Genomic DNA, 22,653 nt, shown 5'->3' with positions numbered 1-22,653 from the left:
AAAACAAAGCCAAATAGGGCCGATGTGCGGCTTGCTTATCGAACTACAGCTATGTAATCTAGCCGTATGGCTACAGAACTTAACCAAGAGGTCGCACGACTTGTCCTGGCGGAGATGGGCAAAGCCGAAATGTCTCGCGCCGCATTGGCAATGGCTTCAGGCATTCCGCTCACAACATTGAGGCGCAAGCTCGATGCGATCGTTGCATTCAACTTTGAAGAGCTGTATCGCGTGGCTGCGGCGCTTTCAACGAAGCCCTCAGCATTTACGCCTGCTTCGTTCGTGCCGGAACACGCGGAGGTGGCAGCATGAGTGCCGATGTGATTGAAATGGCCCCGCACAAGCTGCAACTTGCCGGGGCCGTGGCTGATGGAGATCAGTACGTCGATTCTACCGCGATCCTGCTCGGTGTCGAGGAGGTGATCGTGGCGGACCGCTACCGGAAGGACCTCGGAGACGTGTCCGAGCTGGTTGAGTCTATCGTTCAGGTCGGACTCCTGAACCCGATTACGGTACGGGAATGGCATGGCGGCTACCGTCTGGTCGCTGGGGAGCGTCGCCTGACAGCTTTCAAGAAGCTTGGGCTCGCTGAGATCCCGGCCCGGATTGCCCGCGACATCGGTGACGCGCGTGATGCCCTGGTCGCTGAGCGGGACGAGAACACCGCTCGTAAGGAGATGCTTCCCTCTGAGAAGGCTGCGCTCGGCATGGCGATCGAGGAGTTCGAAAGGCCGGCAGCGCAGGAGCGAATGCTCGCTGGCAAAGCACCCTCAGTTCCCGGGAACTTAGGGTCGGGGCATCAGGCACGTGACGTGGCGGCGGAGGCTGTGGACCTCAGCCCGGCCACCTACACCCGGCTGAAGACGCTGGTAAATCTTTCCACTGATGAGAAGCAGCCCGTGGACGTGCAGGACGCGGCTCGTGAAGCGCTCGCTGACATCGATCAGGGCGCACCGATCCGGCGAGGCTACGACAAAGTCAAAGAGGTGCGTCGAAAGTCCGAGAGTGTGACGGTCGAAGCCTCGCCTTCCGCTGGGCGTCCGGTTGACGTTGAGGCTCGTGAGTGGCATCACCGTCTTGCCGCGAAGTATCCGACCGCAACGCATGCGTTCGAAGCCGAGGGGCACAAGCGCCACGCGAACCTCGAGGCTTTCAAACAGGCCGCTGTCTCCCGGTACGGGGCCTCCTACCGATTCAACGACACGACCTACCGAAAGCACGCGAGCACTTCGCAAGACCGCCTCTACCGGGCATTCCTGCAACTCGAGTCCGCGATTGGCGCTCTCGAGCACATCGACTTGGAAACCATCACCAAGGAACAGGCGGAAGACGCGCTGCAACGCGTCGACACCCGCCAGTTCAACCTCATCATTCGATCGCTGAAGGAGATCAGCAATGGCTAACAAGAGCATCCAAGGCGCCGCCCGCATCAAGACCGTGAAGCTCAGCGAGTTGCGCGTGTCGAACGCGGCGCAGCGTGAACTGAAGAAGGGGTGGGCGGACAAGCTCACCGAGACGTTCAACATCGACATGGTCGGAACGTTCACGGTGTCGCACCGCGACGGCGTCTACTGGATCGTGGACGGGCAGCATCGCTTCCACGCCCTCACCACCTGGGCAAAGACCGAGTTTGGTGATGAGTGGGGCGAATGGACCATTCAGGTCTGGTCGCACGAGGGCCTTGGCGAGGCTGATGAGGCACGTCTGTTCCTCGCGTTCAACAACCGCCGCCAGGTCACCTCCTACGACAAGTTCAAGGTGGGCGTTACTGCCGGTCTACCCGTGCCGACCGACATCGATCGGGTAGTTCGCACACTCGGCCTTCGTATCGAGAAGGGACGCAAGCCCGGTGCAGTGTCAGCGGTCGGAGCGCTTGAGCGTATCTACTCGGACGGCGACGCGGTGCTGCTGCGCAAGACCCTCGAAACCGTCCGGGACGCGTGGGCCGGTAGCGGGTTCGACTCAGAGCCTTTGCAGGGCGTCGCGAAGTTCATCAACCGCTACGAGGGCCGGTTCAACCCTGAGCGCCTCGTGCGCGTTCTGAGCGATGTTCCCAACGGAGCACGTGGGCTGCGGCAGCTCGCCGCCGTATCCCGTGAGACCTATGGCGGTGACCTCGTCACGAACCACGCGGCTGCCGTGACGGATCTCTACAACAAGGGCCTGCGTGGCACGAACAGTCTCGGTTCGTGGTGGAAGTCCGCTCCTGCTGGGGCGGTGGCGTGATGGCTACTCAGGAACAGATCTTCAAGGTGGCGAGCAACGTGTTTGGTCGTGAGCTTTCTCGGACGCTGCTGATGGATCCGCGTGAAGCGGCCGAGGGTGCGTATCTTCCGGGTGGGCCGTCGGTGGATGAGCTTGAGCGGCGGATCCGTGAGATGCGGGAGAAGCACTCGAAGCCGATGGCGGTGGCGTCGTGATGGATCAGTTGACGGGGCTGCCGGTGTTGCCGGAGGGGCACTTCTGGCGTGTGTCGCACCCGCCCCTGTACAGGTATGACACCTACCCCCAATGTTCGTTCATCCCAGTGGACGTGAAGAAGTTGCAGGTCGAGATTGTGCGCCGCGACGTTACCGAACGGGAAGTGACCCGTGGGCGTTGGCGGAAACGAGTCGAGACTGAGATCGTCACGAGCGATCACACCGAACTCATTGCACTCTGTCAAGGTACGGCACCGGTCGCAGTCTTGAACGCAGCCAACCGGGCAAAGCGTCACTTCGATCAGCTCCGCGCCACCAAGGAACTCGTGGGTGATTATCCGCCGAAGTCTCTGGTGGCGTCGTGAGTAGCCGCTAGCCCGCCCACCTCTCTTGCTGGGGTTTCGACCCTGGCCTAGCTACAGCATTGCCGTTTTCAGGTAACCGGTCCCGTTCGAGTCGGGCGCAATGCACGGCCTCACGGCTCCCGGGTTCCCCGAGGCATTCACCGCCTCACGAGGGGCGCTCCACCCGATCGTTGATAACTGCATAGTGACTAAGCCTTCTGGCTCGCTCCCCGATGACGCGTTGATGCTGATCGGAATGCACCAGAGGGTGGACGGCCCCCAAAGCTGAAATAGGCGAGGCGGGGGACGAACTGCGTGAAGAACACGCACGACCGGCTACGACGGCACACTTCCTCATCGCCCTTCGGGTGGGTGGAGTCGTCACACGCGCATTGCTGATCCGTAGAGGCGGGGAGTAGTGGCAGGCAGGCACGGTCAGCTGCCGAGTGTTGAGGCATCGTCCCGGTTCGAGTCCGGGCGGCGGCGCGGAAGACCCCTGTGGGGGCGAGCCATCGGGGGTTGGCTGACGGGATGGCCCGCGTATGCGGGTGTACCTAGACGAGTGGGTGGCGGATGGAACGACCGCCACCCGCATCCCTCGCACAACGACTTTGGAAGAGGGAAGGGGCCTGTGATGGCGAGAGAGATCGTGGCTGTCGCGCGCGCGGACAGTGAGGCAGATGTGTTCATGGCGTTGCTCGAGATCGGGCGGATGCATCAGAACACGAAGGTGGGGGCGGCGTTGATTGAGATGCTGCGGCCCCTGTTCGACACGGTGAAGGGCGAGACGAATGGTTGACGCGATCCCGAACGAGGTGTTGGGGCCGTTGCTGGTGGTGCTAGCAGCGGCCCTTCTGTATCAGCGCCGCCACCGGTTCCCGGACTGGATGGTCGCGCTCGGACTCAAGGAGGAGAAATGACGGAGAGAGTCACGGGGTGGATCGTCACCGCCGCTTTCGAAAGCGGAGATTCGCGCTACGACTGCGGGCTTGAGAACTGCGAGTGCCCCGACCACGAATACCCGGCAATGCCTGCGGGAACCTACATCACGGTTCGTCTCGATCGGGATGTCCCGGTTGGGCTCTGCGCTGTGACCGTCGAGATGGGGGAGTGATGGAGAAGTTCACAGCAAGCAACGGTGTCGAAGTCAGCATCACTCCGGCTGGTTCTGTCAGCGCTGACGGCATCGGCTTCCCCGTCGATCTCACGGTGAAGACCTCCGATGCGCTGCGTGAGTTCTTCCAGCATGAGCGGGACCAGGAACTCGGACGGTGGCGGTGGTCGGAGGACCCGGACTACGTGGTGTACCCGATACGTCAGCGCGGGAGCGCTGGTAAGCCTGCTGCTGGCCTGCTGCGCGAGAGCACTGGCTACACATCAACGCACGGACGTACCGACAACTCCCAGCCCGCGCCTGTGCGAGATTACTTCGCTGCTCATCCTGAGCCGAGGCCGTGGCATGACGCGAAGCCTGGCGAGGTGTGGGCCATCTCACACGCATCAGGAGGCGAAACGGTGTGGATCGTAGATGAAGATTTCACCACCGGCGACTACTTGTTCAGGCCGGTGGTGAAAACGGACCCGAATCTGGTGGGCATCACGGTTACGGGCACTCACATCAAATCTGCTCGCCGTATCTGGCCGGAGGTGTCTGATGGATGAGCCAGGTTACGGTCCTGTCACGGATTGGCGTACTGGTGAGGTGCTGATCCCGATACGGGAAGGGAAGTACGTCGCCGACGTAGAGCAACCCGAGAAGACGCACAGGTGCGGGATATGCAACAACGGCACCGGGGTGTACAACCCGGAATGCCCAGGAAGGCGGAGCGATGGAACCGTATGAGGACCCCTGGGGAAGGGATCTTGAGTGGGACCCGGACACGGGTTGGGAGCCTGACGAGCCGTCTGGGTGGCCGGAATCGCAGCGTCTTGATGCTGAGGTCGACCGGATGAGAGAGGAACGCAAATGGCCATGAAGCGTGAAGGCATCGTCTACGGGATGCCCGAAGCTGAGTACCACGCCCCGAAGGACGAACTGTCGTCGACCGGGGCGAAACTCATCCTCGAGTCTCCGGCGAAGTTCAAGCATCAGATCATCGACGGGAATCGTGTCCACCGTGACGCCTATGACATCGGCACGGCCGTGCACACGAAGGTTCTGGGAGTTGGGTTGGTGCCAGTGTCGTGCCCGCCCGAACTCCTTGACAAGACGGGCGGGATGCGGACCGCTGCGGCGAAGGAGTGGAAGGCTGAGCAGCAGGCGGCAGGCGTCCCTGTCGTGTCTGCTGACGATCTCGTGGCGATCGACGCTATGGCTGAGGCGGTGCTCGCACACCCGCTCGCGAAGGAGCTGTTCGAGCGCGAAGGGCACCCTGAGGTGTCGGTGTTCGATGAGTACCTCGGGGTGAAGCGGCGCGGGCGATTCGACTTCCTGCCCAACGAGGGCGGGGTGGCCGTCGACCTGAAAACCACCTTCGACGCGTCACCACACGGATTCGCGAACTCGGCTGCGGAGTATGGGTATCACATCCAGCGCGGTCACTACCTCGACATCCTGCACCGAGCGACCGGTCGGGATCTAGACATGCGTTTCGTGCTCGTCGAGAAAACCGCACCGTACCTCGTCGCGGTCCATCCGCTGGATCAGCAGTTCGCTGAGATGGGCCAAGCCGAAGCGTTGCAAGCCGTCGATGACTACCGACGCTGCGTCGAACTCGACGACTGGCCGGGATACCCGATGGACCTGGCCCCGATCGCGCCGCCCATGTGGGCGATCTACAAGTACCAGGACAAGTACGAGAGTGGGGAGATCACGCTATGAGCGACCTCATGAAGACGATTGAGCCGAAATCGGATCAGCTCAACTTCGACGACTTCACAGGTGGGGAGACGAAGACGATCACGATCAACCGCATCAAGATCGTGAACACTGACCAACCGATTGAACTGCACTCTAATGAGTATCCGGGGCGGCCGTTCAAGCCGGGGTTGACGATGCGACGCTTGCTGATCGGGATCTGGGGCAAGAGCGCTGCCGGGTGGGAGGGTCGCAAACTCACCTTGTACGGCGACCCTGACGTGACGTTCGGGAAGCAGAAGGTGGGCGGCATTCGTATCTCGCACGCCTCGCACATCGACGGCACGAAGACGCTCATGCTGACCGTGGCCCGCGGCAAGAAGGCGCCGTTCACAGTGCATCCCCTTCGTGACGCGCCCACCTCAGCCCCTGCCCCTGATGGGTGGCAGGAAGATGTTGCCGCGTGCGAGTCCGTCGAAGACCTGACCGAGTTCTACGAGATGGCGTCGGCTGCGGGCTGGTGGGGACCGGAGATTGCCGCGGCGTGTACGGCGAGGAAGGCGGCGATTCATGATGCCGGTTCTTGAGCCGCTGTTGACGTGTGGCACGTGTGAGGGCCGTGGCTGGTTGACCGACCGCCACGGCCTTACTCATGCGTGCTGGTGCCGGACCAAGCCGATGGAGGTGCCGTAATGGCGAAAGCCGTCCGCAAGCTCACTCAGACGCTGCGACAGTTCCCCGACGCGATCGACGTCCCGACCATCGGCCTCGGCATGGATCTCGCTTCGACCGATCACTTCTTGCTGCGCGCATCGCAAATGGTGTGCCAGGGAATGCAGAGGCAGGAGATCGCTGACGCACTCAAGGCACCGCTCGAGGTGAAACACAATCCCGCGAACGGACGCTACTACTTCTGCGGCCGTCGCGTCGCTGTCGTTGCGTGTATCGACCCGGATGGGACCGCGGTGTTCATCACGGTGCTCTGGGCTTCGGACCGGTTGTGGGGTCTGAACCCTCGCCCGGAACGGGAGGCAGCATGAGTGCGATGCTTCGTATCCCGCCGATCCTTGGGCCAGTCTCTGGTGACGGTATCGCCAGGCTGCTCGCATCCGGCGCCTGCCGTAATCCAGAGATGGACCTGTGGGAGCTGGTGAGAGATGAGTAACAAGAGGACCGGTCGGATGCCGAAAGACCACCCCGAGAAGGTGCGTGAGCGATCCGGGGGAATGTGTGAGGCAGGGTGCGGGAAACCGGCGAGTGAGATCCATCACCGCCGGTTTCTTTCACGCGGGGGCCGTCATAACCTCGCGAATCTCTGGGCGCTCTGCGGCGGCGATAGCGGCCTGGCGGGCGGCAACCATTCAGGTTGTCACGGTCGCGCGCACTCCGGTGAAGCACTGGACGGTGAAGCGATCTCGCGGCACGACACGAGAACCGAAGCACTGATCCCCGTCACCGATCTGAACGGGGTGCGCTGGTGGCTGGACGACTTCGGTGGGAAGGAACGCGATGACAGCCAACCATTCTGATCTATCGACCTTGCTGTGGGTGCACGACCTGGCCCGCATCTCGAAGCGGGAGTACATGCACGACTTCGCGGCATGGCTTGCCGCAGACGACCTGCTGTGCGGGACGGCCGCCGCAATCGCGGAACACGTTGTGAGAGAGGAGGAAGACGTTGGCAAAGGATAAGCGCCTGTTCACCCAGATCGTGGTGGACTTTCATCGGCACCCGAAGATCACGCGCCTGCCAGTTGAGGTTCGGTGGACGTTCATTGAGATGTTGGGTGAGGCGCGTATCGCTGACAACGACGGAGTGTTTGCTTCTGAGGATGCTGAGTTCATGTGGCCGTTGGCGCATCTTGAGGCGTTGTTGGGGTCGCATCCGAGTCGCCCACTGCTGATGAAAGATGAGGCTGGTTGTTATGTGATCAGGGATTATGCGGAGCATCAGCAGACTCGTGCGGAGCGTGAAGAGTTGGCTCGGATTGCTCGGGAGAACGGGGCGAAGGGTGGTCGTCCTCGCAAACCGAGGGGGAACCCAGCCGTAACCCAGGGGGTTTCGGATCAAAACCCGACCGAACCCAGCGAAACCCAAACGAAACCAGAGTCAGAGTCAGAGTCAGAGCTAGAGATAGAGATAGAGAGATTACTTACTAAGTCAGTCAGTCTTGATGTAACGCGCGCGAGCAAGACTGACGGACCCAAAACTAATTCCTCCGCTCGTCCTGTAGATCCACGTCGCATCGCCGACCTCGTGGAAACCGTCTGCGACACCGTAATCGACGAACCTGCCGCGCTGCGTCTCTCGAAGTGGATCGTGGACCAGTCACCCGAGCAGGTGCGCTACCCGCACGCCTACACCGAGCGCGCAATCAGAAACGACCCGCTGAAGATTCAGGAATGGATCGATCAGGAGGTGATCACATGACCGATGACGGTGAGCGTCGTCTCGAGGCTGTGCAGCCTGTCGCTGCTGGCCTGATCGACGCGGTACGCGAGCGTGACGCTGCATGGGTGAAGCAAGTGTGCGGTGCGATCGAAACAGGGAAGGTCGATTGGCGGGCGCTGCTTGTCGCCCTCGCAGGAAGGGCGGCCGACAGATGATCGACGATCTCGCAATGTTCCTCGCAACCCGAGACCCCGAGAAAGTGTCACGGGAGTGGACCGGTGCGCGCCTCGAGGACGCGCTGCTGGAGCGTCCCACGGATTCGATGCCGCGCCGCCCAAGCCGTCGCCAGTTCAAGCCGAAGTCATTTCAGCAGGCGCGTGCCGAACGAATGCTCGCAGAAATCACAGCAAGAAAGGAGGCCGCATGATCCTCGGAGTGGACTTCTCGCTCACCGCCACTGGCGTGTGCGCCATCACAGACGGAGAAGCCGAATGCGCGACATTCACATCCAAAGCAACCGAGTGGTGGAGCTTCGGAGAAAGGCCACGCGAGATCGCCGCGGCCCTCACCCGGTGGCACAGCGAAGGTCGTCCCGCATGGGTGATCGAATCTCCGTCGTACATGTCGAAAGGTCGAGGCCACGACAAGGTGCTCGTCGGGTGGCACATGTTCGTCGATCACATGATCCACGAGCTCGGATATAACCCGCCGCTGCTGGTCGCTCCGTCTCAGCTCAAAAAGTTCATTCTCGGGAAAGGCGGCGGAACTGGCACGACGAAGTTCGAGGTAGGTCAGGCCGTCACTCGACGCTACCCCGACGTTGTGGTGAATGGTCCAGATGAAGCCGACGCGTTAGTTCTCGCCGCGATCGGGGCGGCAGCATACGGAGAACCATTCACGAGAACACTCGCGAAGTATCAGCAAGAAGTCGTGGACGCCGTCCGCGCCGGAAAGGAGGCGCTGTGACGCTCGAAGAAAAGCTCGCGTGGGCGATATGGGCTGCCGACGTGAAAGCCGGGCAAATGTTCACCCCCTGGGATGAACTCGGCGACCCCGGCAAAGAGGCGTACCTGAAAGACGCGAAACATCTCCTCGAGACGACTCACATGGTCGGCCTCGAAATCGCAGACAGAATCAACCAGAAGGAGGGCCAGTAGATGGCTAACGCAAGGATCAACATTGAAGGGTTCGTCGCGAAGAACCCCGAGCAGCGACAGGCCGGAAACCACACCGTCACCACAGTCACGATCCCGGTCGAGAAGGGGCGCGTGAAGGACGGCCAGTGGGTGGCCGACACCGACAAGGACGGGCAGAAGGTCGTGGTCTGGTGGGAGGCGGAGTTCTGGAATGAGCACGGCCAGCAGGTCGCGCAGGAGATCCAGAAGAGCTACCTCGTGAGGGTCGAGGGGGAGCCGTGGCCGAGGGCGTTCGTGAAGAACGACGGCACTGCGGGGATTGCGGCGACGATCACGAACCCGACGATCTTCTCGATCGTTGCGCGGCGCCCGTCACGGCAGAACCAGGGCCAGGGCGGCTTCCATGGCGGCCCTAACGCGTCGGGAGCACCCCAGACGGGCGGATGGTCGTCCGGTGGTGGGAACGGCGCTCAGAACGCAGATTTCGGGCGAGCCGCGTTTGACGACGAACAGCCTTTCTAGCACCACCCACTGAAATTCACGAGCCCCGCCGCGAGTGGGGCTGTTTTGTGCCCATCTGGTGCCCGTCACATTCGCTTGTGGCGGGCACCTTCTGCATCCTCGGGAGGTCAGAACACATGGTTTTTGTATGCCCGGACAGTCACAAACACGCGGCGGCGGCGACATGTTGGCGGCACGGGTGCCGGTGCGCCCCATGCACGGCCCGTGAGCGTGCCCGATACCGAGCGAATGAGCCGTTTCGGAAACGGCGGGTGCTCGCGAACGGCGGCGATATCGAGATACCTGCTGGCGGTTGCGCGAGACGGTTAAAAGCTCTCGCAGTCATGGGGTGGTCGAGCGAGGCGATCGCAGCCCGGACCGGCCTGTTCGGGCAGCACCTCACCCGCATCCGGGCAGGCCATGTAGCGACCGTGAAAACATCCACCGCGCGCCGTATCAAGCGCGCATACCGCGACCTCGCAATGACAAAAGCCATCGGGAACAGTGCGTCCGTGACACGCGCCCTCGCGCTGAAAAAGGGTTGGCATGGGCCGCTCGCCTGGGATCGCATCGACGACCCGACCGAACAACCGAAAGGGACCGCATGACCATCCTCCGCAATCTCACGACCGCCGAGATTGACGTGCTTGCTCGTCTCGGCGTCACCGAACCCGACCTGACAGGAGAAGAACACCATGACGAATGAACGACCCGCCCCGACCGCTATCGAGATTCTGGAGCGTGCGATCAGCAAGCTCGAAACACTGCGCGACGAGAGCCCCGGCGGCGAATTCGACGCAGAGGGATTCTCACTCGTCTTCGGCGCGGATGGGATGACCCCCGAAGCAGGGCTGCTGGTCACGTTGTCTCGCACCATAGATCCGTTGCTGGGCGTGCTGCGCCTTGCTGTCGAGTTCTCTCGCATCACACCGAATCGGTATGTGGATGCCGCGCTCGTTCTTGCTCGCGCCATTCTCGGAGAGGAGAACGACCATGACCGATGAGAAGACCCGCGCCCTGATCGCGGAACTGCGTGAAGCGCATGAGGATGCTGGGCGAATCCCTCAAGGGACGATGGTCAACGATACGCAGTGGCGTCCGTTCGCGCGACTCTACAGCGCGGCGGAGGCGGTTCTCGACGCCCTCGAAACGCTCACGGTACCGGACGGAGACGCGCCTGAACGACTGAAGGCTGAGGCCCTGAAGAACTGGCAGGCAGGCGTGAAGATACGCCGATACAGCGAGTTCTTCACGTCATTCGAGGATGGATTCGACCGGGGATACGCCGCCGCGCTCTCTCGTGCTGCTGCACCCGAACCCGAATGGGAGGAACCGAAATGAAGTATGGAAGGCAGATCCCAGAACTCTCCTCCAAAGACATCGAGCGCTTCTGGGAGCACGTCGAGCGCGGCGAGGATTGCTGGGAGTGGACGGGGTCGTCAGGGCGCGGTTACGGCCGCTTCACTATCGACGGCCAGCAATATGCCGCGCATCGTGTTGCTTGGCTGATTGAACACGGGATGCAGCCGGAGAGCGAGGTTCTGGACCACCTGTGTTCGAACCCAGCATGCGTTCGGCCTGACCATCTCGATGACGTAACCCAGTCTGAGAACTGCCGTCGTGGTGAGAACGGTTACGGCAGCCGGAGCGTCTGCCGAGCCGGACTGCACGAAATCATCGATCCCGACAACGTCATCGAAGGTAGAAACGGGCGGCAGTGTCGCGAGTGCATGCGGGAGTCGCAACGCCAATACGATGCGCGACGCCGCGAAGACCCAGCGTTCCGGGCGCGGAAGGCGCGATACCTGAGGGAGCGTCGTCGCAAGGCCAGCGAGCCGCTGCCGGTAGGAGGCGATGATGTTGCGATGTAACCGATGCGGGGCGATGTGGCGCACCAGTCACTTGACCCTGCATCAGAAGAAGAAATTGACGAAGCGGCACGACCAGGAGTGCCCTGCGCTGTCGGTAGGAGGTGACGATGAGCGTTAGAAAACTCACCTGCGCCGAGCGTGACGAGATCCTGCTCGACCCGACTACTGGACGCCCGCATGAATCCTGGGGTGTCGCCTCATCGCTGACTGATGCCTACGGCACTTTCGGCGAGCCGCGTATCGAGACGACATGGGAGCGCGATGAGCAGCAAATCAATGACATACGCCACCCGAAGGTGGGTCAGTATTCCCCGCCCGATGAGCGGCCTTGCGAGCACTACGAACTGACAGGAGATGATCGAAAATGACCACGATCACCGAGTACCTGGCCGAGCAGAAGCTCCTCGCGGAGGCCGCGACCGAAGGGCCGTGGGCGTGGCACAGCCGCCAGACCGTCGATGGCGACTCCTGGGCAGTGTTCGACGCCAGGGATCATGTGGTGACAGACAACCGGGATGGCTGGACGCCCGACGCCGAGTTCATCGCTGCCTCTCGTGAGTCGGTGCCACGGATGATCGCCGCGCTCGAAGCGGTGATGGCGCTCCATCGACCGGTCGAGATCGAGCCAAGCGACACCATCTGTCGCGGGTGCTCGTGGCAGCTGCCAAATGGAAGCTACTTCGGCAAGGTGACGGAGTGGCCGTGCCCGACGATCCGCTCCGTCGAGGCCGCATTGGGGCGAGAGCGATGAATGAGGACAGGATTCATTTCTGCTGGAGCGATTGCTGCGACCTGGGCCCGCACGCTTGTATCTGCGGCAACGACTGCGAGGAGGACTAGACAATGACCGATACCACTGATGCCCCGAGCCGTGCGTTCTTGATCATCCGGGAGGTGCTGGCGACACCGACCACTGCCACGGCGGACACGATCGGCGACAAGACCGCGGCGAGGATCGAGCAGCGGCTCAAGGCTGCTGGTCTGCTCGTAGACGCTCCCACCGAGGAACGGATCGAGCAGGCGGAGCGCTTGAGCATGGAAGTGCTGAACGAGTATCGAAAGATCGCAGCATGGCTCGAAGCGCAGGCCGCCACTCGCGGCCCCGTGGGAGACACGATGCACGGCCTTGCAGCCGAGGCGTTGACGAACCTCATCGAGCACGAGTATTCACGCCACAAGATCCCGCTCTACGGGATGCTCGATCTGTGGATGGCGCTGGGCATCACTTCGCACCCGGAGTTCGACGAGTTCTATGATGAGCACGGCTACGCCGAGACCTGGTCAAGGCTGCTGGATGGCGTGCGTCGCCTCCGCCGCGCTTTCGATGTTCACGAAGACAATCGAGGGAAGGCTCGCGCCGCTCTCGCTGCTGCTGGTGTCGCCCCGCAGGACCGCGAGAAGTTGATCGCGGAGGCACGCGAGTTCATCCCGGCGTGGTCAGACGTGCAGATTAAGAGCCTGTTCGACCGCATGGCCGACGCTCTCGCTGCTCAGCCGGTGCTCGACCCCGAGAAGGTGGCCAATGTGCTGGACGAACACGAGTACATGTACTCGCAGTACGGCTGCGATTGTGGATGGGCAGGTCCGGGAACTCATCGTGATCACACCGCCCGTGCTCTCTGTGAGGCGGCGAAGCGGGGTGAGCTGTCGTGAGCGCATCGGAGGAGATATCGCGCGCTGTGACGGTCCAGTAGATTGCGCACCCTAAATTAGGGTGCTACAATGGTGGTATCGCCAAGGGGATCAGCCCCAGGCTCAACGGAAAGAGACTCCGATGTTTGAGAAGTACACCACTCAGGAACTGACCGCCGCGCTCGCGAAGGCTGAGGCCCAGGTCCGCGCCGATGTAGACGTGATGGGTTACAGCAACGACTACGCCGCGCAGGGTTTCATTGAGGATGTGCGCGCAGAGCTCGCCGCCCGCCAGGCCGCCACGGAGAGCGACGAGCAGCAGCCCGAGGGCGCTCACGCGCTCACGGCTCGCGAGGCACTCAGTGCCCGCGACGCCGGGGGTCGCTCCTACTGGGATCGCCTGCGGGAGTACAAGCGCCTGCTCTGGAAGTCGTACTACAAGGCCCGCCCCGAGAGCACCTACGTGGAGGACCCGAGCGCACAGGTACCGGGCACGCCCGAGTTCGAGCGCTACGGGCGGATCGAGATCCGCATCTCCGCTGTCGAGGCTCGCGAAGCGGAACTGGAAGCAGCCCTCCGAGAGCTGAGCGCGAAGATCGACGCCGACCGCGCCGCGTGGGTGGACGCGGACGGCGAAGGCTAGCCGGTGCCCCGGTTCGAGTACAGTCCCGGCTTCGGTGTGATCCTCGCAGAGGCGCGCCGGGCCGGGTACACGGCAGGGGAAGTCGCTACCCTCTCCGGCGCCACGGTCGAGGAGACCGATACCGGGTACCGGTGCAGCCGCAACCGCGACTACCTCAAGGTTCGCGACTGGTGGCTGTGGCGATTCCACCCCGACGAAGCCCGAGACCTCGGCGCACCCCGCCCGCCGGTGCGCTTCGACCCCAAGAACCCCGCCTGGATCCCGCCCCGCGGATCCCGCGGCACCCCACGATTCCGATAGGAGCCCCCGAATGGTCCACGACCCGTTCGCCGCCTTCCCCGAAGACGAAGCCCCCCGCGAGGTGCCCTATGTCGCCGCGGCCCGGCACCTGCTCGGCCTCACCATCGACGGCCTCGCCACCGCGCTCAATATCAATCCGCGCACCCTCCGAGGCTACGAATCCGGCAAGTATGCCCCCGGCCCCGGCGTCCTCGCGAGCATCGCTCGCCTGATCCGGGCGCACACTGACGGCGACCCCGCACCCGTCCCCGCGAAAGGGTGGGCCACCGCGCAGTCAGCCCGCGACCTCGGATCCGCCTGGGATACGAGCGTCGAGATCCCGATCGACTACCGACCCGACCCCACCACCGAGCACGGGCAACTCCACCAGACCCTGCACATCCTCACGGAATCCCTGGACGATGGCGAGGTGCTCGCCCGTATCCCCTACGACAACGAGCGCGGCGACTACTGGATCCTCACCAGGGAAGGAGCCGACGTCATCGCAAAAGCCCTCCTCGCGACCGTTCAGGCCGCGGGCCGCGACCTCACCCCATCAGAAGCCACCCTTATCGAATCGATCGGAGACGATCATGCCTGACACCATCGCGTCGGTCCACCCGTACTTCTGGTGCCGAGCATCCACGATGCTCGCCCGCACCCCCGGATTCGAGGAAGCAGACCCCGCACCGCTCGCCGAGTGGGCCGAACGGGAAGCACGCGCCTTTGACCGAGATGCCCCGATCCCCGGCGTCCTTGTCGGCCAGGATGGCACTCTCCACGCCACCATCCAACGCCGAAAACGCCATTCCAGTACCGGCACCGCCCTCCGGCACCGCAGCGGATGGGTACTCCTGGAACCCCTCACCAGCATTGCCCAGGAGAGCGAGTCAGGCCGAGAGATCGGGATGGAGCACGCCGCGCTGTCTGCTGCGCTCGACCGGGCGGGCCTCCCGAAAGGGGTGCTGCGCGTGCACTACTCCGATGTGTGCGAGGGCCCCTGCACGTGCGGGCAGGACCACAAGCGCACCGGGATCAGAAAGCTGGTGACCCAGTGACCCCCACCCCCTTCGTCTTCGGCCAAGACACCGAGCGCCTCATCGCGACTACGGGATGGATCGGCGCTGACCCCACGACCGGGGCCGACGTTGCCTTCCTGCTGGTCTACCCGACCGGGGGTGACATCGCCGAGAAGATGCGCCGCCTCGCGCAGGCGTACGGGCTCATTCCCGTGCTCGAGGGGGAGATGCCGCGCGTGCCCGCCGATACCGTGCACGCCACGCTCGACGGCGAGCCGGTCGTGCGAATCGTCCCCGGCGAGAGTGTGCTCCACCGCCCCGTCCCCAGTGACTGGGCCAGGACCGCACGCCAGCGCGGCGAGATAGTCCTCGCCGTGGGCGAGCGCATTTTCCGACCCGACCGACGCCGCCCCGTCCGCGCGATCGACAAGTACGTCGAAGACGGGCGAGGTCTCCACGCAGGCCTCATCACCGTCAGCTGACAGAAACACGAATAGCGCCCCCGCCGCTCCGAAGAGCAGCGGGGGCGCAGTGCGTTGTAAGGAAAAGGAAAGCGGGGCTTTCCATGCGTTTTCTTTTCGGGTCAGTCGCCGGTGGTGCCGCGGTAGTCGTCGGGTACACCGTTCGAGATGATCGAGAGCGCGGACGCGGTACCAGCAAGGGCGGCGGTGACGATCGCGGAGGCCACGCCGAGTCCAACACTCAGCGCCCATTCGCCCGAGAGCGTGACCGCGACGGCCGTCGTCGGGATCACCGAAGCGAGCGACTGGGTAGCGGTGCGGATGAACCCGCGCTTGGCCGCGATCTTCGTTTCAGTAGGGATGATGGTGGTCATTGCCTATCCTTTCGGGGGTTGAGGGTGTCTTCGATGTCGGCTGACCATTCGGCGGACCAGTCGAGGTGCTTGTCGACCTTTCGAGTGAGATCACGGATCTCTTCGCCGCGCTGAATGTCTCGCGTGTCGAGACGACCGACGTCCTTGCGGATACCACGCAGCTCCGACATCTGCTCGTGGTGGCGCTCGTCCAGCTCTTCGCGCAGATTGGTGGAGTGGGAGTTCTTGACCTCTTTGCGTGTCGTCGAGGAGTCACGAGACACCTTGCCGAGGACAGCGAGCGAGATAGCTTGTACTGCGGCGATGATCGCGATCCAGATCCCTTCGGTCATTCGCGCCTCCGGTTCACCCAGTCCACCCACGCCATGCCGCCGAGCAGCAGGATGAGAATGCCAGTAGCGACAGCGACTGCGGGAAGGGTCGGGTCGGTCATCACTTCTCCCAGTAGCGGGCTCGGGTGACGACGGCGGTCGCCTTCACCGGGGTCTTGCCGCGGGGCCGGACCTGGATGCGGATGCGCTGCTCCGCGCCGGCCTTCTTGGCGGGCAGGCTGAACGGCCACGACCAGACCGCTCGCCCGCTCTCGCTGGGGACGATCACCGAACCGACGGTCTTCGTGACCTTCTTCCCGTCTGCGGAGATCGTGTCGTACACGTAGCGGGCGTCGAACTCGCCGCCTGTGGCGTTGACGGCTGCGTGGAGGTCCCCGCTGCGTCGCTTCGCGCCCGCGAACGCCACTGTCACATCGCCCTTCTTGTTGATGCTGAGGGTGGTCCACTTGCCGGGAGGGCAGGTCTGTGCGGGGTTGTGCTCGGGTACGTCGTGACTGATGGGCATGGGGTCCTCCTCGATGACGGGCTTGGGCTTGGGCTTGGGTTTGGGGGTCGGCTTGCTGCCGACGCGGGGGTGCAGGTAGAGGTCGGGGTTCACGAACGCGCCGTTGATCAGCACCTCAAAATGCAAGTGGGGGCCGGTGGCTGCACCCGAATCGCCGACGTGCCCGATGACGCTCTCGAGGATCACGCGCTCCCCGGGCTTGCGCCACGACCGGTCCCGCATGTGTGCGTAGCGGGTGGTGATGCCGTCGCCGTGATCGACCTCGATCATCCAGCCACCCGCACCAGTACCGTCCGCGAATGCGTCCCACCAGACGCGAGAGACAGTGCCGGGGGCGGCGGCGTAGATCGGGGTGCCAGCATCGGCGGCGATATCGCGCCCGGAGTGGAGCTGCGCGCCGACGACGCCGGGGATCGCTTCGCGCCACCCGAATGCGTCGGTGAGTCGGCCCTTCACGGGCATCTGGAAGTAAGGCATAAGTGGCCTCCTCTTATGAGAAAACCCCCGCACTCGGGCGGGGGTTCAGGGGTTGTCGTGGAGCGGTTCGGGATCCGGTGGAGGTGGGGGCGTCGTGGCGACGATCACGGCCTGTACCCCGGTGGTGATCATCTGGTCGGTGATCACGTTCGGGTCGGCTCCGGCCTGGGGTATCCAGGCGGCGGGATCCTCTGGAGGGTCGTCCGCGATCGCCGTGGCGTAGGCTTCGGCCCAGCCGGGTTGTGCGGAGAGCAGCCAGATATTGCGGGCAGCCCAGGGGCGGGCGTCCTGGATGCCCGTACGGGCGGCGCAGGCGGCGATCCGGGCGATGAGGGTGTGATCCTCGGCCATCTTCGATTGCGCAAGCAGAGACACAGCGGGGTTCCTTTCTAGATGCCGATCACGTACCGCAGCACGTAGGAGTCTTCGGGGGCGGTCGCGTTGATGGCGTTCCCGGTGATCCGGTCGTCGTGCACGTACACGTATTTCGACGCGGTGGTGGTCGTGCTGGATCCGCGACTCATCAGCGCATACACGCCACTGCCGGGATGCTGTGCGACGTGCGTTTTCGGGATCGTGGTGAAGTTGAACGAATCATCCGCCGCCGAGGTGCCGGTCCAGCGTGACCACACGAGCATGATCCCCGTGAGCTGGTTCGACACGAGATCCGACAGGGTCGCGGTCTGGGAGCCCTGCATGTAGATCGCGCCCGTCCACAAGATCCGGCCCGGGCCTGCGGCGAGCTTCAGGTCCGTGGCGTAGATCGTGCCGCCGACATCGAGCGCGCCACGCTCCCAATACTTCCCAACCCCCACGCTCGTGCCGTTGAGATCGAGGGCTACTGCGGAGGTGGGGACGGTGGTTTCGGCGGTGGTGACCTGCCCGAGCTCGTCCCAGACCTCCACGCGCACGTCGTAGGACTGGGTTTCGAGGTAGACGGACCCGCCGCCGACGTACAGGCCACCATTCGTCACCGACAGGTTGGTGTAGGTGCCCTGGTTGCGTTGCACCCACGCCCCGGTCCCGGTGCGGGTACTGATCCGCAACGAGCGCCGGTTCTTCTCCGTGCCGCCGACGACGAGGGAGGATACGGCCATGTCCCATCTCGCGTAGAGTCGGGTGCCCGCCTCGTCGCGTGCGCCGGCGGCGTTGGCGCGGTACACCTCGAGGGCGGTGATCGCAGGCGACTCGTACGGGAGCACCGTGATGTTCGCGGTGCGGGTCGCGGTGCGGCTGCGGGAGTCAGTGGCTTTGCCGGACGCGGAGACGGTGCCCGAGGTGGTCGGGGTGAGGACCGTGCCCTGCGTGACGGTCTTTCCCGCGATCGTCGTCTCGCGTTTCGTGATCGTGGAGCCCTGGATGCCGGCGGCGGTGACGGTGCCGCGGATCGTGGAGAGCCCCTGCACGAACGCGCCGATCTTCGATGCGACATCAGTGTTGGTGTCTTCCCAGGTAACCGCCGACACGGTCGGCACTTGGGAGGCAGCCGCGTTGAGGCGGAACCCGACACTCTTCGTGCCGACTGTGGTGGATCCGCTCTTGGTGCGGACGGTGATCGTGCCGAGACCGCTCGTCGCTGACGGGATCGCCGTCAGGAGCGAGTGCGGGGGCGTCCAGGACGCGGTCACCCCGGCCCCGGTCGCGATCGTCCCCGACAGGCTGCCGAACTTGTACGTCACATCATGCGTGAAGCTCGAACTCGCGCGGGGCAGGTTGATCGTCTTCGCACTGCCGGTGACCATCGCCCCGGAGAAGTTCGGGGTGGTCGCGCGCGGGATCGTCGGCAACGTGAGGTTGGGCACGTTCACCTGTACGTTGAAGAACCCGTTGATGTTGTCGATCACCGAACTGGCGATCGTCACGTTCTGGGTGCCGTCCGCCCGGTGCGTGATGGTCTGCGAGGCGTCCATGACGACATGGGTACCCTTGCCGTAGGTCGCCGCCGTCGACGTGGAGTATTTCGTGACGCCGCCGATGACGAGCCCGAAGTACGCGCTTGAGGTGGATACCCACTGCGGGACCACCATGTAGATGACTGTGCGCACCGTCGACGTGTTGTTCGCGATGTTCTGCGTCCAGGTGACGCGCGCCATCAGCTGATACCCGCCCGATGCCGGACCCCAATAGTCAGCCATCGAAACCTCCTGAGAATGAGTGAGGCCCCAGCACAATTGCTGGGGCCTCACGTCGTGTTGGTTACTGGATGGGGCGGAAGGTGGTGCGGCCGGGGCCGGCTTGCTGGATCTGATGCCCGCGCGTCGCCTTCGTGCCGATCTGCACGCGGTTCAAGATCGTCTCGGAGACGATCATCTGGCCGCCGTTCCACTCCGACAGCACCGTGTTGCCCTGCACCATCTGCGCCCGGTCCGGGTACATGCGCATCTCATGCGGCACCACCCCAGGTTGCGGGACCGTCGACACAGCGACATGGGTGGGAAGCACCCGGAACGCGGACTGCAATCCGGTGACACCGTCGCGGGCTTCCTCCGCGACCAACTGCGCGCCGGCGGCGTCTTCCGCGGCCCGCTCGGCCGCTCCCTGCGCATCACCCGCGAGCCCTGCCGCGTCCTCCGCCGCGGTCTGCGCGGTATCGGCGGCTTCCTGCGCCACGGACACCGCCTCGTCGGTGTCGTCCTGCCGGGCGACGATCATCTCGATCGCCTCATTCGCACCGAGATAGAGGGTGTCGCCGACGTTGGGTTCCAGGAAGTCCGCCTTGACGCGACCCGCCCACAGCTCCGGCGTCTGCAAGAGCTTCGTGACCATCGCCTCATCGACCTGGATGTGTCGCGCGAGCACGCCCCCGTCCACGAGGAGTTCCCCGGTCTCCATCTTGTGGATGCGCACGTTCGACAAGCGCACACGCGTCGTTGACGGGGTCGTGGCCTGGGTCCAGAAACCGAAGCTCAGACGCTCGACCCCCTCAGGAATCGTCCACTCGCCCGAGTAGTCGCCGTCGCCCCCGTACAGTCGGAGAATTAGCGTGTTCGCGCCGGACTGTTCCCCGGTCGCGGTCCGGCGGCGCACAAACACCGCGACCTCGCTCGTCGTGCCCGTCACATGAGTTTTCGTGATCGTGAGCTTCAGACGTTCACCGGGCTGCACGTAGATCTCGGATGAGTCCCAGTATCCGCCGGATTGAGTGCCCGTCCCGGGCTTCTCCACCCCGAGACCGTTCACGGTCCAGGGCGCATACCCGGACGGGTGCCGGAACTCGGGGTCGTTCCAATAGTTGCGGAAATCGCCGACCAGCATCTTCTCCGATGCGACGGTGCGGGCCTTCAGCCGGTCGCCTTCGAGCTCCCCGTAGGTGCCGGCACCGATTGCGACTTTCGGCAGGATCTCTTCCGCGAGCGGCCGTTCCGTCCACGCCGTCCCGTTCCACTCGTACAGCTTCGTGAACGCGCCGCCCGTGTGCTGCATCCACAAAGCCGGCACCGGCTTCTCCACCCCATCAGCCGGGAGAGGCGCGCGGTCGGCGAGGGTGAGTTTTCCTCCAGCGAGGCCGATCGCCTCCGACCAGTCATCGAGCTGATCGATCGCGTCACGGATTGCCGCATCCAGATCGACCGACCGCACTCCCACGACCACGATCTCCGCCTGTGCTGAAACCCCGGTCTCCCGCCCCAGCTGGTCGTAGGCGACCAGGCGCAGGATCATCGTCTCGTCAACGACGCCGGGCACGGTGACCGATCCGGCCCCGGTGAGGCCCGCACCGACGCGCTCCCACGTCACGGTGTTCCCGGACACGATGCGCCGTTCGAGCATCACGGAGTGTGCGGCAGGATGCCCCGCCGTGGTGTACAGGCCGTCCCACCGCGCCACGACCACGCCGAACGACGATTCCAGAGTCGGCGGGGTGGGCTTCAGCGGCACCAGCGTCGGGTACTCCGCCGTGACCGTCACCGCGGGGTCGGAGGGGTCGCCGGCCACCCCGTAGATGGTGGTGGCGCGGACCCGATACTCGTGGATCGTGCCAGAGGGCACATCGAGGACCGCGGTCGCGGTGGTGACGGTGGCGACGGGGGTGCTGCCGTCGATCACCTCGTAGGAGGCGATGGCGAGGGGGTTCCCGTCGACGCCGGTCACGATCGGATCCCACGCGAGCTCCACGAGCGCGCGCGGGCCGAGCCCCCACGACCCCACATTCGACACGACCCGGACCCCGGTCACTTGCCCCGGCACCCGGGACACGGTTTCGACCTGATCGATCGCGTCGTCGGCTTTCTCACCGGCGTCGACGCCCTCCTGGATCACGTCGGTGATTGGCACGTCAACCTCTTCGTCGTCCACGACGACCGAGACGGTGGAGTGGGCGAGCTGGGCGACGGTGACCTGGAGGGCACGATTGCGGGCGGCCTGCTCGCGGAGACGGTACCAGCGCTGCAACTCAGACATCAGATCGCCTCCAGAACCAACTTCGCGGTGTCGCCGGTGTCCTCGATCTCGAGAATCCGGGACCGCTGCGAGATGCGGCCGTGCCGCTCCGTAGTGACCGTCACCAGGGCGTCATCCCCCAACCCGAACTCGCCGAAGCGGGCGGCGGGGTGGTCGAGGACTTCGATCGCGGCGATCTCTACGCCGCGTTGCGCCCGCCGCAACTCCAACCGGGCCTCAGCCTCCAGCGCCTTCCGGCTGGTGATGTTCTTGCGTTCGATGACGCGCTCACGCCTGAGCCGGCCGTCCGAGGCGGGCAGCACCACGCGCAGCGCTTTCTTCCCCTCACCGGCCCCGAGGGCGATGATCACGTTGGCGTAGTCCGTGCCGTCTGCGACGACCTCGACGTGATCGACAATGCTCGTATCATCCGCGAACTCCAGGGCCAACGGCTTGCCGTGTCGGGGGAGGTACCGGATCTCTTTCACGATCCGGGTGCGGGAGGGATCCCACGCGGACCACTCCACGAACTCCTGCTGCGCGGTGTTCCCGAGCTCGGTGATTTTCGCGCCCAGATCGGGGGTGTCCCACCAGCGCAGATGGTACGGGCCCGCCTCGAAATCGACTTCCTCGCCCGCACGCGTCTTGAAAGACACGTCGCGTTTCGGTTCCCCGATGCGGATGTTGGAGGAGCCGGTGACGGTGACACCGAGATCCGCGCCGGTCTTCGCCTGGAGGTGCGCCCAGCAGTGCTTGATGATCGCGAGCGGATCCGCGCCCACCCACTCCCGGGCACCGTCGTAACGCATCCCGTTCGGGTACGCCGAAAACCCGATCCCTTCGAGCTGGTAGGTGCTGCCGGATTCGGACCAGCGGGTGACGAGGTGGGAGCCGCGGATCACGCCGTCGACCTCCCGGTGGAGCATCGACTGAAACGGGACCACGGGCGGGAGCGCCCCGTGCGGGAGGACCGTCCCCGACAGGCTCCCCGCACCCGAGAGCTTGCGCCCCACCCCGGACGGGTCGAACGGGAACTCCAGGTCGAGGATCTTGCCGTCGGTGGCGCGTTCGAGAATGAACCGCTCCATCACGC

Annotated in this window: 39 protein-coding genes; 32 read left to right on the top strand and 7 right to left on the bottom strand. The window is 64.2% G+C overall.

The window, feature by feature from the left end; genetic code table 11:
* Window positions 1-66 precede the first annotated feature (66 nt).
* From AC0KXF_RS04890 to AC0KXF_RS04735, 32 genes are all read left to right on the top strand, one after another.
* Window positions 67-312 (top strand): helix-turn-helix domain-containing protein, encoded by a 246-nt coding sequence (locus AC0KXF_RS04890; RefSeq protein ID WP_473108117.1) that lies wholly within the window; start codon window positions 67-69, stop codon window positions 310-312.
* Complete coding sequence (locus tag AC0KXF_RS04885) at window positions 309-1,403, top strand: ParB/RepB/Spo0J family partition protein (RefSeq protein WP_473108116.1); 1,095 nt, start codon at window positions 309-311, stop codon at window positions 1,401-1,403. Before AC0KXF_RS04890 ends, AC0KXF_RS04885 begins: the two co-directional genes overlap by 4 nt.
* Complete coding sequence (locus AC0KXF_RS04880; RefSeq protein WP_473108115.1) at window positions 1,396-2,226, top strand: DUF6551 family protein; 831 nt, start codon at window positions 1,396-1,398, stop codon at window positions 2,224-2,226. The genes AC0KXF_RS04885 and AC0KXF_RS04880 overlap by 8 nt, the downstream gene beginning before the upstream one ends.
* The gene (locus AC0KXF_RS04875) at window positions 2,226-2,420 is read left to right on the top strand and encodes a hypothetical protein (RefSeq protein WP_473108114.1); all 195 of its coding nucleotides are present in this window, start codon (window positions 2,226-2,228) and stop codon (window positions 2,418-2,420) included. The genes AC0KXF_RS04880 and AC0KXF_RS04875 overlap by 1 nt, the downstream gene beginning before the upstream one ends.
* Window positions 2,420-2,785 carry a hypothetical protein gene (locus AC0KXF_RS04870; protein ID WP_473108113.1) on the top strand — a complete coding sequence of 122 codons (366 nt, stop codon included), beginning with the start codon at window positions 2,420-2,422 and terminating at the stop codon, window positions 2,783-2,785. The genes AC0KXF_RS04875 and AC0KXF_RS04870 overlap by 1 nt, the downstream gene beginning before the upstream one ends.
* Window positions 2,786-3,398: 613 nt before the next feature.
* Window positions 3,399-3,563 (top strand): hypothetical protein, encoded by a 165-nt coding sequence (locus tag AC0KXF_RS04865; RefSeq protein ID WP_473108112.1) that lies wholly within the window; start codon window positions 3,399-3,401, stop codon window positions 3,561-3,563.
* Window positions 3,556-3,684, top strand: a complete 129-nt coding sequence (locus AC0KXF_RS04860) for a hypothetical protein (RefSeq protein WP_473108111.1) — start codon at window positions 3,556-3,558, stop codon at window positions 3,682-3,684. Before AC0KXF_RS04865 ends, AC0KXF_RS04860 begins: the two co-directional genes overlap by 8 nt.
* Entirely contained in the window at window positions 3,681-3,878 is a 198-nt protein-coding gene (locus tag AC0KXF_RS04855) for a hypothetical protein (RefSeq protein ID WP_473108110.1), read from the top strand. The genes AC0KXF_RS04860 and AC0KXF_RS04855 overlap by 4 nt, the downstream gene beginning before the upstream one ends.
* Entirely contained in the window at window positions 3,878-4,426 is a 549-nt protein-coding gene (locus tag AC0KXF_RS04850; RefSeq protein WP_473108109.1) for a hypothetical protein, read from the top strand. Before AC0KXF_RS04855 ends, AC0KXF_RS04850 begins: the two co-directional genes overlap by 1 nt.
* Window positions 4,427-4,730: 304 nt before the next feature.
* Complete coding sequence (locus AC0KXF_RS04845; RefSeq protein WP_473108108.1) at window positions 4,731-5,585, top strand: PD-(D/E)XK nuclease-like domain-containing protein; 855 nt, start codon at window positions 4,731-4,733, stop codon at window positions 5,583-5,585.
* Complete coding sequence (locus AC0KXF_RS04840; protein ID WP_473108107.1) at window positions 5,582-6,148, top strand: hypothetical protein; 567 nt, start codon at window positions 5,582-5,584, stop codon at window positions 6,146-6,148. The genes AC0KXF_RS04845 and AC0KXF_RS04840 overlap by 4 nt, the downstream gene beginning before the upstream one ends.
* Before the next feature lie 105 nt (window positions 6,149-6,253).
* The gene (locus AC0KXF_RS04835; RefSeq protein WP_473108106.1) at window positions 6,254-6,601 is read left to right on the top strand and encodes a hypothetical protein; all 348 of its coding nucleotides are present in this window, start codon (window positions 6,254-6,256) and stop codon (window positions 6,599-6,601) included.
* 141 nt (window positions 6,602-6,742) lie between these two features.
* Window positions 6,743-7,090: an HNH endonuclease gene (locus AC0KXF_RS04830; protein WP_473108105.1), complete on the top strand. Its 348-nt coding sequence runs from the start codon at window positions 6,743-6,745 to the stop codon at window positions 7,088-7,090.
* Complete coding sequence (locus AC0KXF_RS04825) at window positions 7,071-7,253, top strand: hypothetical protein (protein ID WP_473108104.1); 183 nt, start codon at window positions 7,071-7,073, stop codon at window positions 7,251-7,253. Before AC0KXF_RS04830 ends, AC0KXF_RS04825 begins: the two co-directional genes overlap by 20 nt.
* Window positions 7,240-7,992 carry a hypothetical protein gene (locus tag AC0KXF_RS04820; RefSeq protein ID WP_473108103.1) on the top strand — a complete coding sequence of 251 codons (753 nt, stop codon included), beginning with the start codon at window positions 7,240-7,242 and terminating at the stop codon, window positions 7,990-7,992. The genes AC0KXF_RS04825 and AC0KXF_RS04820 overlap by 14 nt, the downstream gene beginning before the upstream one ends.
* On the top strand, window positions 7,989-8,168 hold the full coding sequence (locus AC0KXF_RS04815; protein ID WP_473108102.1) for a hypothetical protein: 180 nt from the start codon (window positions 7,989-7,991) through the stop codon (window positions 8,166-8,168). Before AC0KXF_RS04820 ends, AC0KXF_RS04815 begins: the two co-directional genes overlap by 4 nt.
* Window positions 8,165-8,380, top strand: coding sequence for a hypothetical protein (locus AC0KXF_RS04810; RefSeq protein WP_200116126.1), 216 nt, complete (start codon window positions 8,165-8,167; stop codon window positions 8,378-8,380). The genes AC0KXF_RS04815 and AC0KXF_RS04810 overlap by 4 nt, the downstream gene beginning before the upstream one ends.
* Window positions 8,377-8,919, top strand: coding sequence for a hypothetical protein (locus AC0KXF_RS04805; RefSeq protein WP_473108101.1), 543 nt, complete (start codon window positions 8,377-8,379; stop codon window positions 8,917-8,919). The genes AC0KXF_RS04810 and AC0KXF_RS04805 overlap by 4 nt, the downstream gene beginning before the upstream one ends.
* On the top strand, window positions 8,916-9,110 hold the full coding sequence (locus AC0KXF_RS04800) for a hypothetical protein (protein WP_473108100.1): 195 nt from the start codon (window positions 8,916-8,918) through the stop codon (window positions 9,108-9,110). The genes AC0KXF_RS04805 and AC0KXF_RS04800 overlap by 4 nt, the downstream gene beginning before the upstream one ends.
* Entirely contained in the window at window positions 9,111-9,611 is a 501-nt protein-coding gene (locus tag AC0KXF_RS04795) for a single-stranded DNA-binding protein (RefSeq protein WP_473108099.1), read from the top strand. It abuts the gene before it with no gap.
* 251 nt (window positions 9,612-9,862) lie between these two features.
* Entirely contained in the window at window positions 9,863-10,198 is a 336-nt protein-coding gene (locus AC0KXF_RS04790; RefSeq protein WP_473108098.1) for a hypothetical protein, read from the top strand.
* 87 nt (window positions 10,199-10,285) lie between these two features.
* Entirely contained in the window at window positions 10,286-10,594 is a 309-nt protein-coding gene (locus tag AC0KXF_RS04785) for a hypothetical protein (protein ID WP_473108097.1), read from the top strand.
* On the top strand, window positions 10,584-10,931 hold the full coding sequence (locus tag AC0KXF_RS04780; RefSeq protein ID WP_473108096.1) for a hypothetical protein: 348 nt from the start codon (window positions 10,584-10,586) through the stop codon (window positions 10,929-10,931). Before AC0KXF_RS04785 ends, AC0KXF_RS04780 begins: the two co-directional genes overlap by 11 nt.
* Entirely contained in the window at window positions 10,913-11,461 is a 549-nt protein-coding gene (locus AC0KXF_RS04775; protein ID WP_473108095.1) for an HNH endonuclease signature motif containing protein, read from the top strand. The genes AC0KXF_RS04780 and AC0KXF_RS04775 overlap by 19 nt, the downstream gene beginning before the upstream one ends.
* Before the next feature lie 107 nt (window positions 11,462-11,568).
* Window positions 11,569-11,829: a hypothetical protein gene (locus AC0KXF_RS04770; RefSeq protein ID WP_473108094.1), complete on the top strand. Its 261-nt coding sequence runs from the start codon at window positions 11,569-11,571 to the stop codon at window positions 11,827-11,829.
* Entirely contained in the window at window positions 11,826-12,212 is a 387-nt protein-coding gene (locus tag AC0KXF_RS04765) for a hypothetical protein (protein WP_473108093.1), read from the top strand. The genes AC0KXF_RS04770 and AC0KXF_RS04765 overlap by 4 nt, the downstream gene beginning before the upstream one ends.
* 92 nt (window positions 12,213-12,304) lie before the next feature.
* The gene (locus AC0KXF_RS04760; RefSeq protein ID WP_473108092.1) at window positions 12,305-13,114 is read left to right on the top strand and encodes a hypothetical protein; all 810 of its coding nucleotides are present in this window, start codon (window positions 12,305-12,307) and stop codon (window positions 13,112-13,114) included.
* Between the two features lie 121 nt (window positions 13,115-13,235).
* Complete coding sequence (locus tag AC0KXF_RS04755; protein ID WP_473108091.1) at window positions 13,236-13,736, top strand: hypothetical protein; 501 nt, start codon at window positions 13,236-13,238, stop codon at window positions 13,734-13,736.
* 3 nt (window positions 13,737-13,739) lie between these two features.
* Window positions 13,740-14,036 carry a hypothetical protein gene (locus AC0KXF_RS04750; RefSeq protein ID WP_473108090.1) on the top strand — a complete coding sequence of 99 codons (297 nt, stop codon included), beginning with the start codon at window positions 13,740-13,742 and terminating at the stop codon, window positions 14,034-14,036.
* 10 nt (window positions 14,037-14,046) lie between these two features.
* Window positions 14,047-14,616 carry a helix-turn-helix domain-containing protein gene (locus tag AC0KXF_RS04745; protein ID WP_473108089.1) on the top strand — a complete coding sequence of 190 codons (570 nt, stop codon included), beginning with the start codon at window positions 14,047-14,049 and terminating at the stop codon, window positions 14,614-14,616.
* Window positions 14,609-15,073 carry a hypothetical protein gene (locus tag AC0KXF_RS04740; protein ID WP_473108088.1) on the top strand — a complete coding sequence of 155 codons (465 nt, stop codon included), beginning with the start codon at window positions 14,609-14,611 and terminating at the stop codon, window positions 15,071-15,073. Before AC0KXF_RS04745 ends, AC0KXF_RS04740 begins: the two co-directional genes overlap by 8 nt.
* Window positions 15,070-15,516 carry a hypothetical protein gene (locus AC0KXF_RS04735; RefSeq protein ID WP_473108087.1) on the top strand — a complete coding sequence of 149 codons (447 nt, stop codon included), beginning with the start codon at window positions 15,070-15,072 and terminating at the stop codon, window positions 15,514-15,516. The genes AC0KXF_RS04740 and AC0KXF_RS04735 overlap by 4 nt, the downstream gene beginning before the upstream one ends.
* Window positions 15,517-15,617: 101 nt before the next feature.
* Here AC0KXF_RS04735 and AC0KXF_RS04730 read toward each other — a convergent pair whose 3' ends face one another.
* The 7 genes from AC0KXF_RS04730 to AC0KXF_RS04700 form a co-directional block, all read right to left on the bottom strand.
* The gene (locus tag AC0KXF_RS04730) at window positions 15,618-15,869 is read right to left on the bottom strand and encodes a hypothetical protein (protein ID WP_473108086.1); all 252 of its coding nucleotides are present in this window, start codon (window positions 15,867-15,869) and stop codon (window positions 15,618-15,620) included.
* A complete protein-coding gene (locus AC0KXF_RS04725) occupies window positions 15,866-16,201 on the bottom strand; it encodes a hypothetical protein (RefSeq protein ID WP_473108085.1) in 336 nt (111 codons plus the stop codon). Before AC0KXF_RS04725 ends, AC0KXF_RS04730 begins: the two co-directional genes overlap by 4 nt.
* 100 nt (window positions 16,202-16,301) lie before the next feature.
* Entirely contained in the window at window positions 16,302-17,183 is an 882-nt protein-coding gene (locus tag AC0KXF_RS04720; RefSeq protein ID WP_473108084.1) for a M23 family metallopeptidase, read from the bottom strand.
* A 45-nt stretch (window positions 17,184-17,228) separates the two neighbouring features.
* Window positions 17,229-17,558, bottom strand: coding sequence for a hypothetical protein (locus tag AC0KXF_RS04715; RefSeq protein WP_473108083.1), 330 nt, complete (start codon window positions 17,556-17,558; stop codon window positions 17,229-17,231).
* 14 nt (window positions 17,559-17,572) lie between these two features.
* The gene (locus AC0KXF_RS04710; protein ID WP_473108082.1) at window positions 17,573-19,318 is read right to left on the bottom strand and encodes a DUF859 family phage minor structural protein; all 1,746 of its coding nucleotides are present in this window, start codon (window positions 19,316-19,318) and stop codon (window positions 17,573-17,575) included.
* 61 nt (window positions 19,319-19,379) lie between these two features.
* Window positions 19,380-21,581: a hypothetical protein gene (locus AC0KXF_RS04705; RefSeq protein ID WP_473108081.1), complete on the bottom strand. Its 2,202-nt coding sequence runs from the start codon at window positions 21,579-21,581 to the stop codon at window positions 19,380-19,382.
* Window positions 21,581-22,648, bottom strand: coding sequence for a hypothetical protein (locus tag AC0KXF_RS04700; protein WP_473108080.1), 1,068 nt, complete (start codon window positions 22,646-22,648; stop codon window positions 21,581-21,583). Before AC0KXF_RS04700 ends, AC0KXF_RS04705 begins: the two co-directional genes overlap by 1 nt.
* Window positions 22,649-22,653: the final 5 nt, after the last annotated feature.

The sequence above is a fragment of the Leucobacter holotrichiae genome (assembly GCF_055791005.1).
The sequence above is the reverse complement of the archived record's forward strand: the minus strand, read 5'-3'. Positions and strand labels throughout refer to the sequence as shown.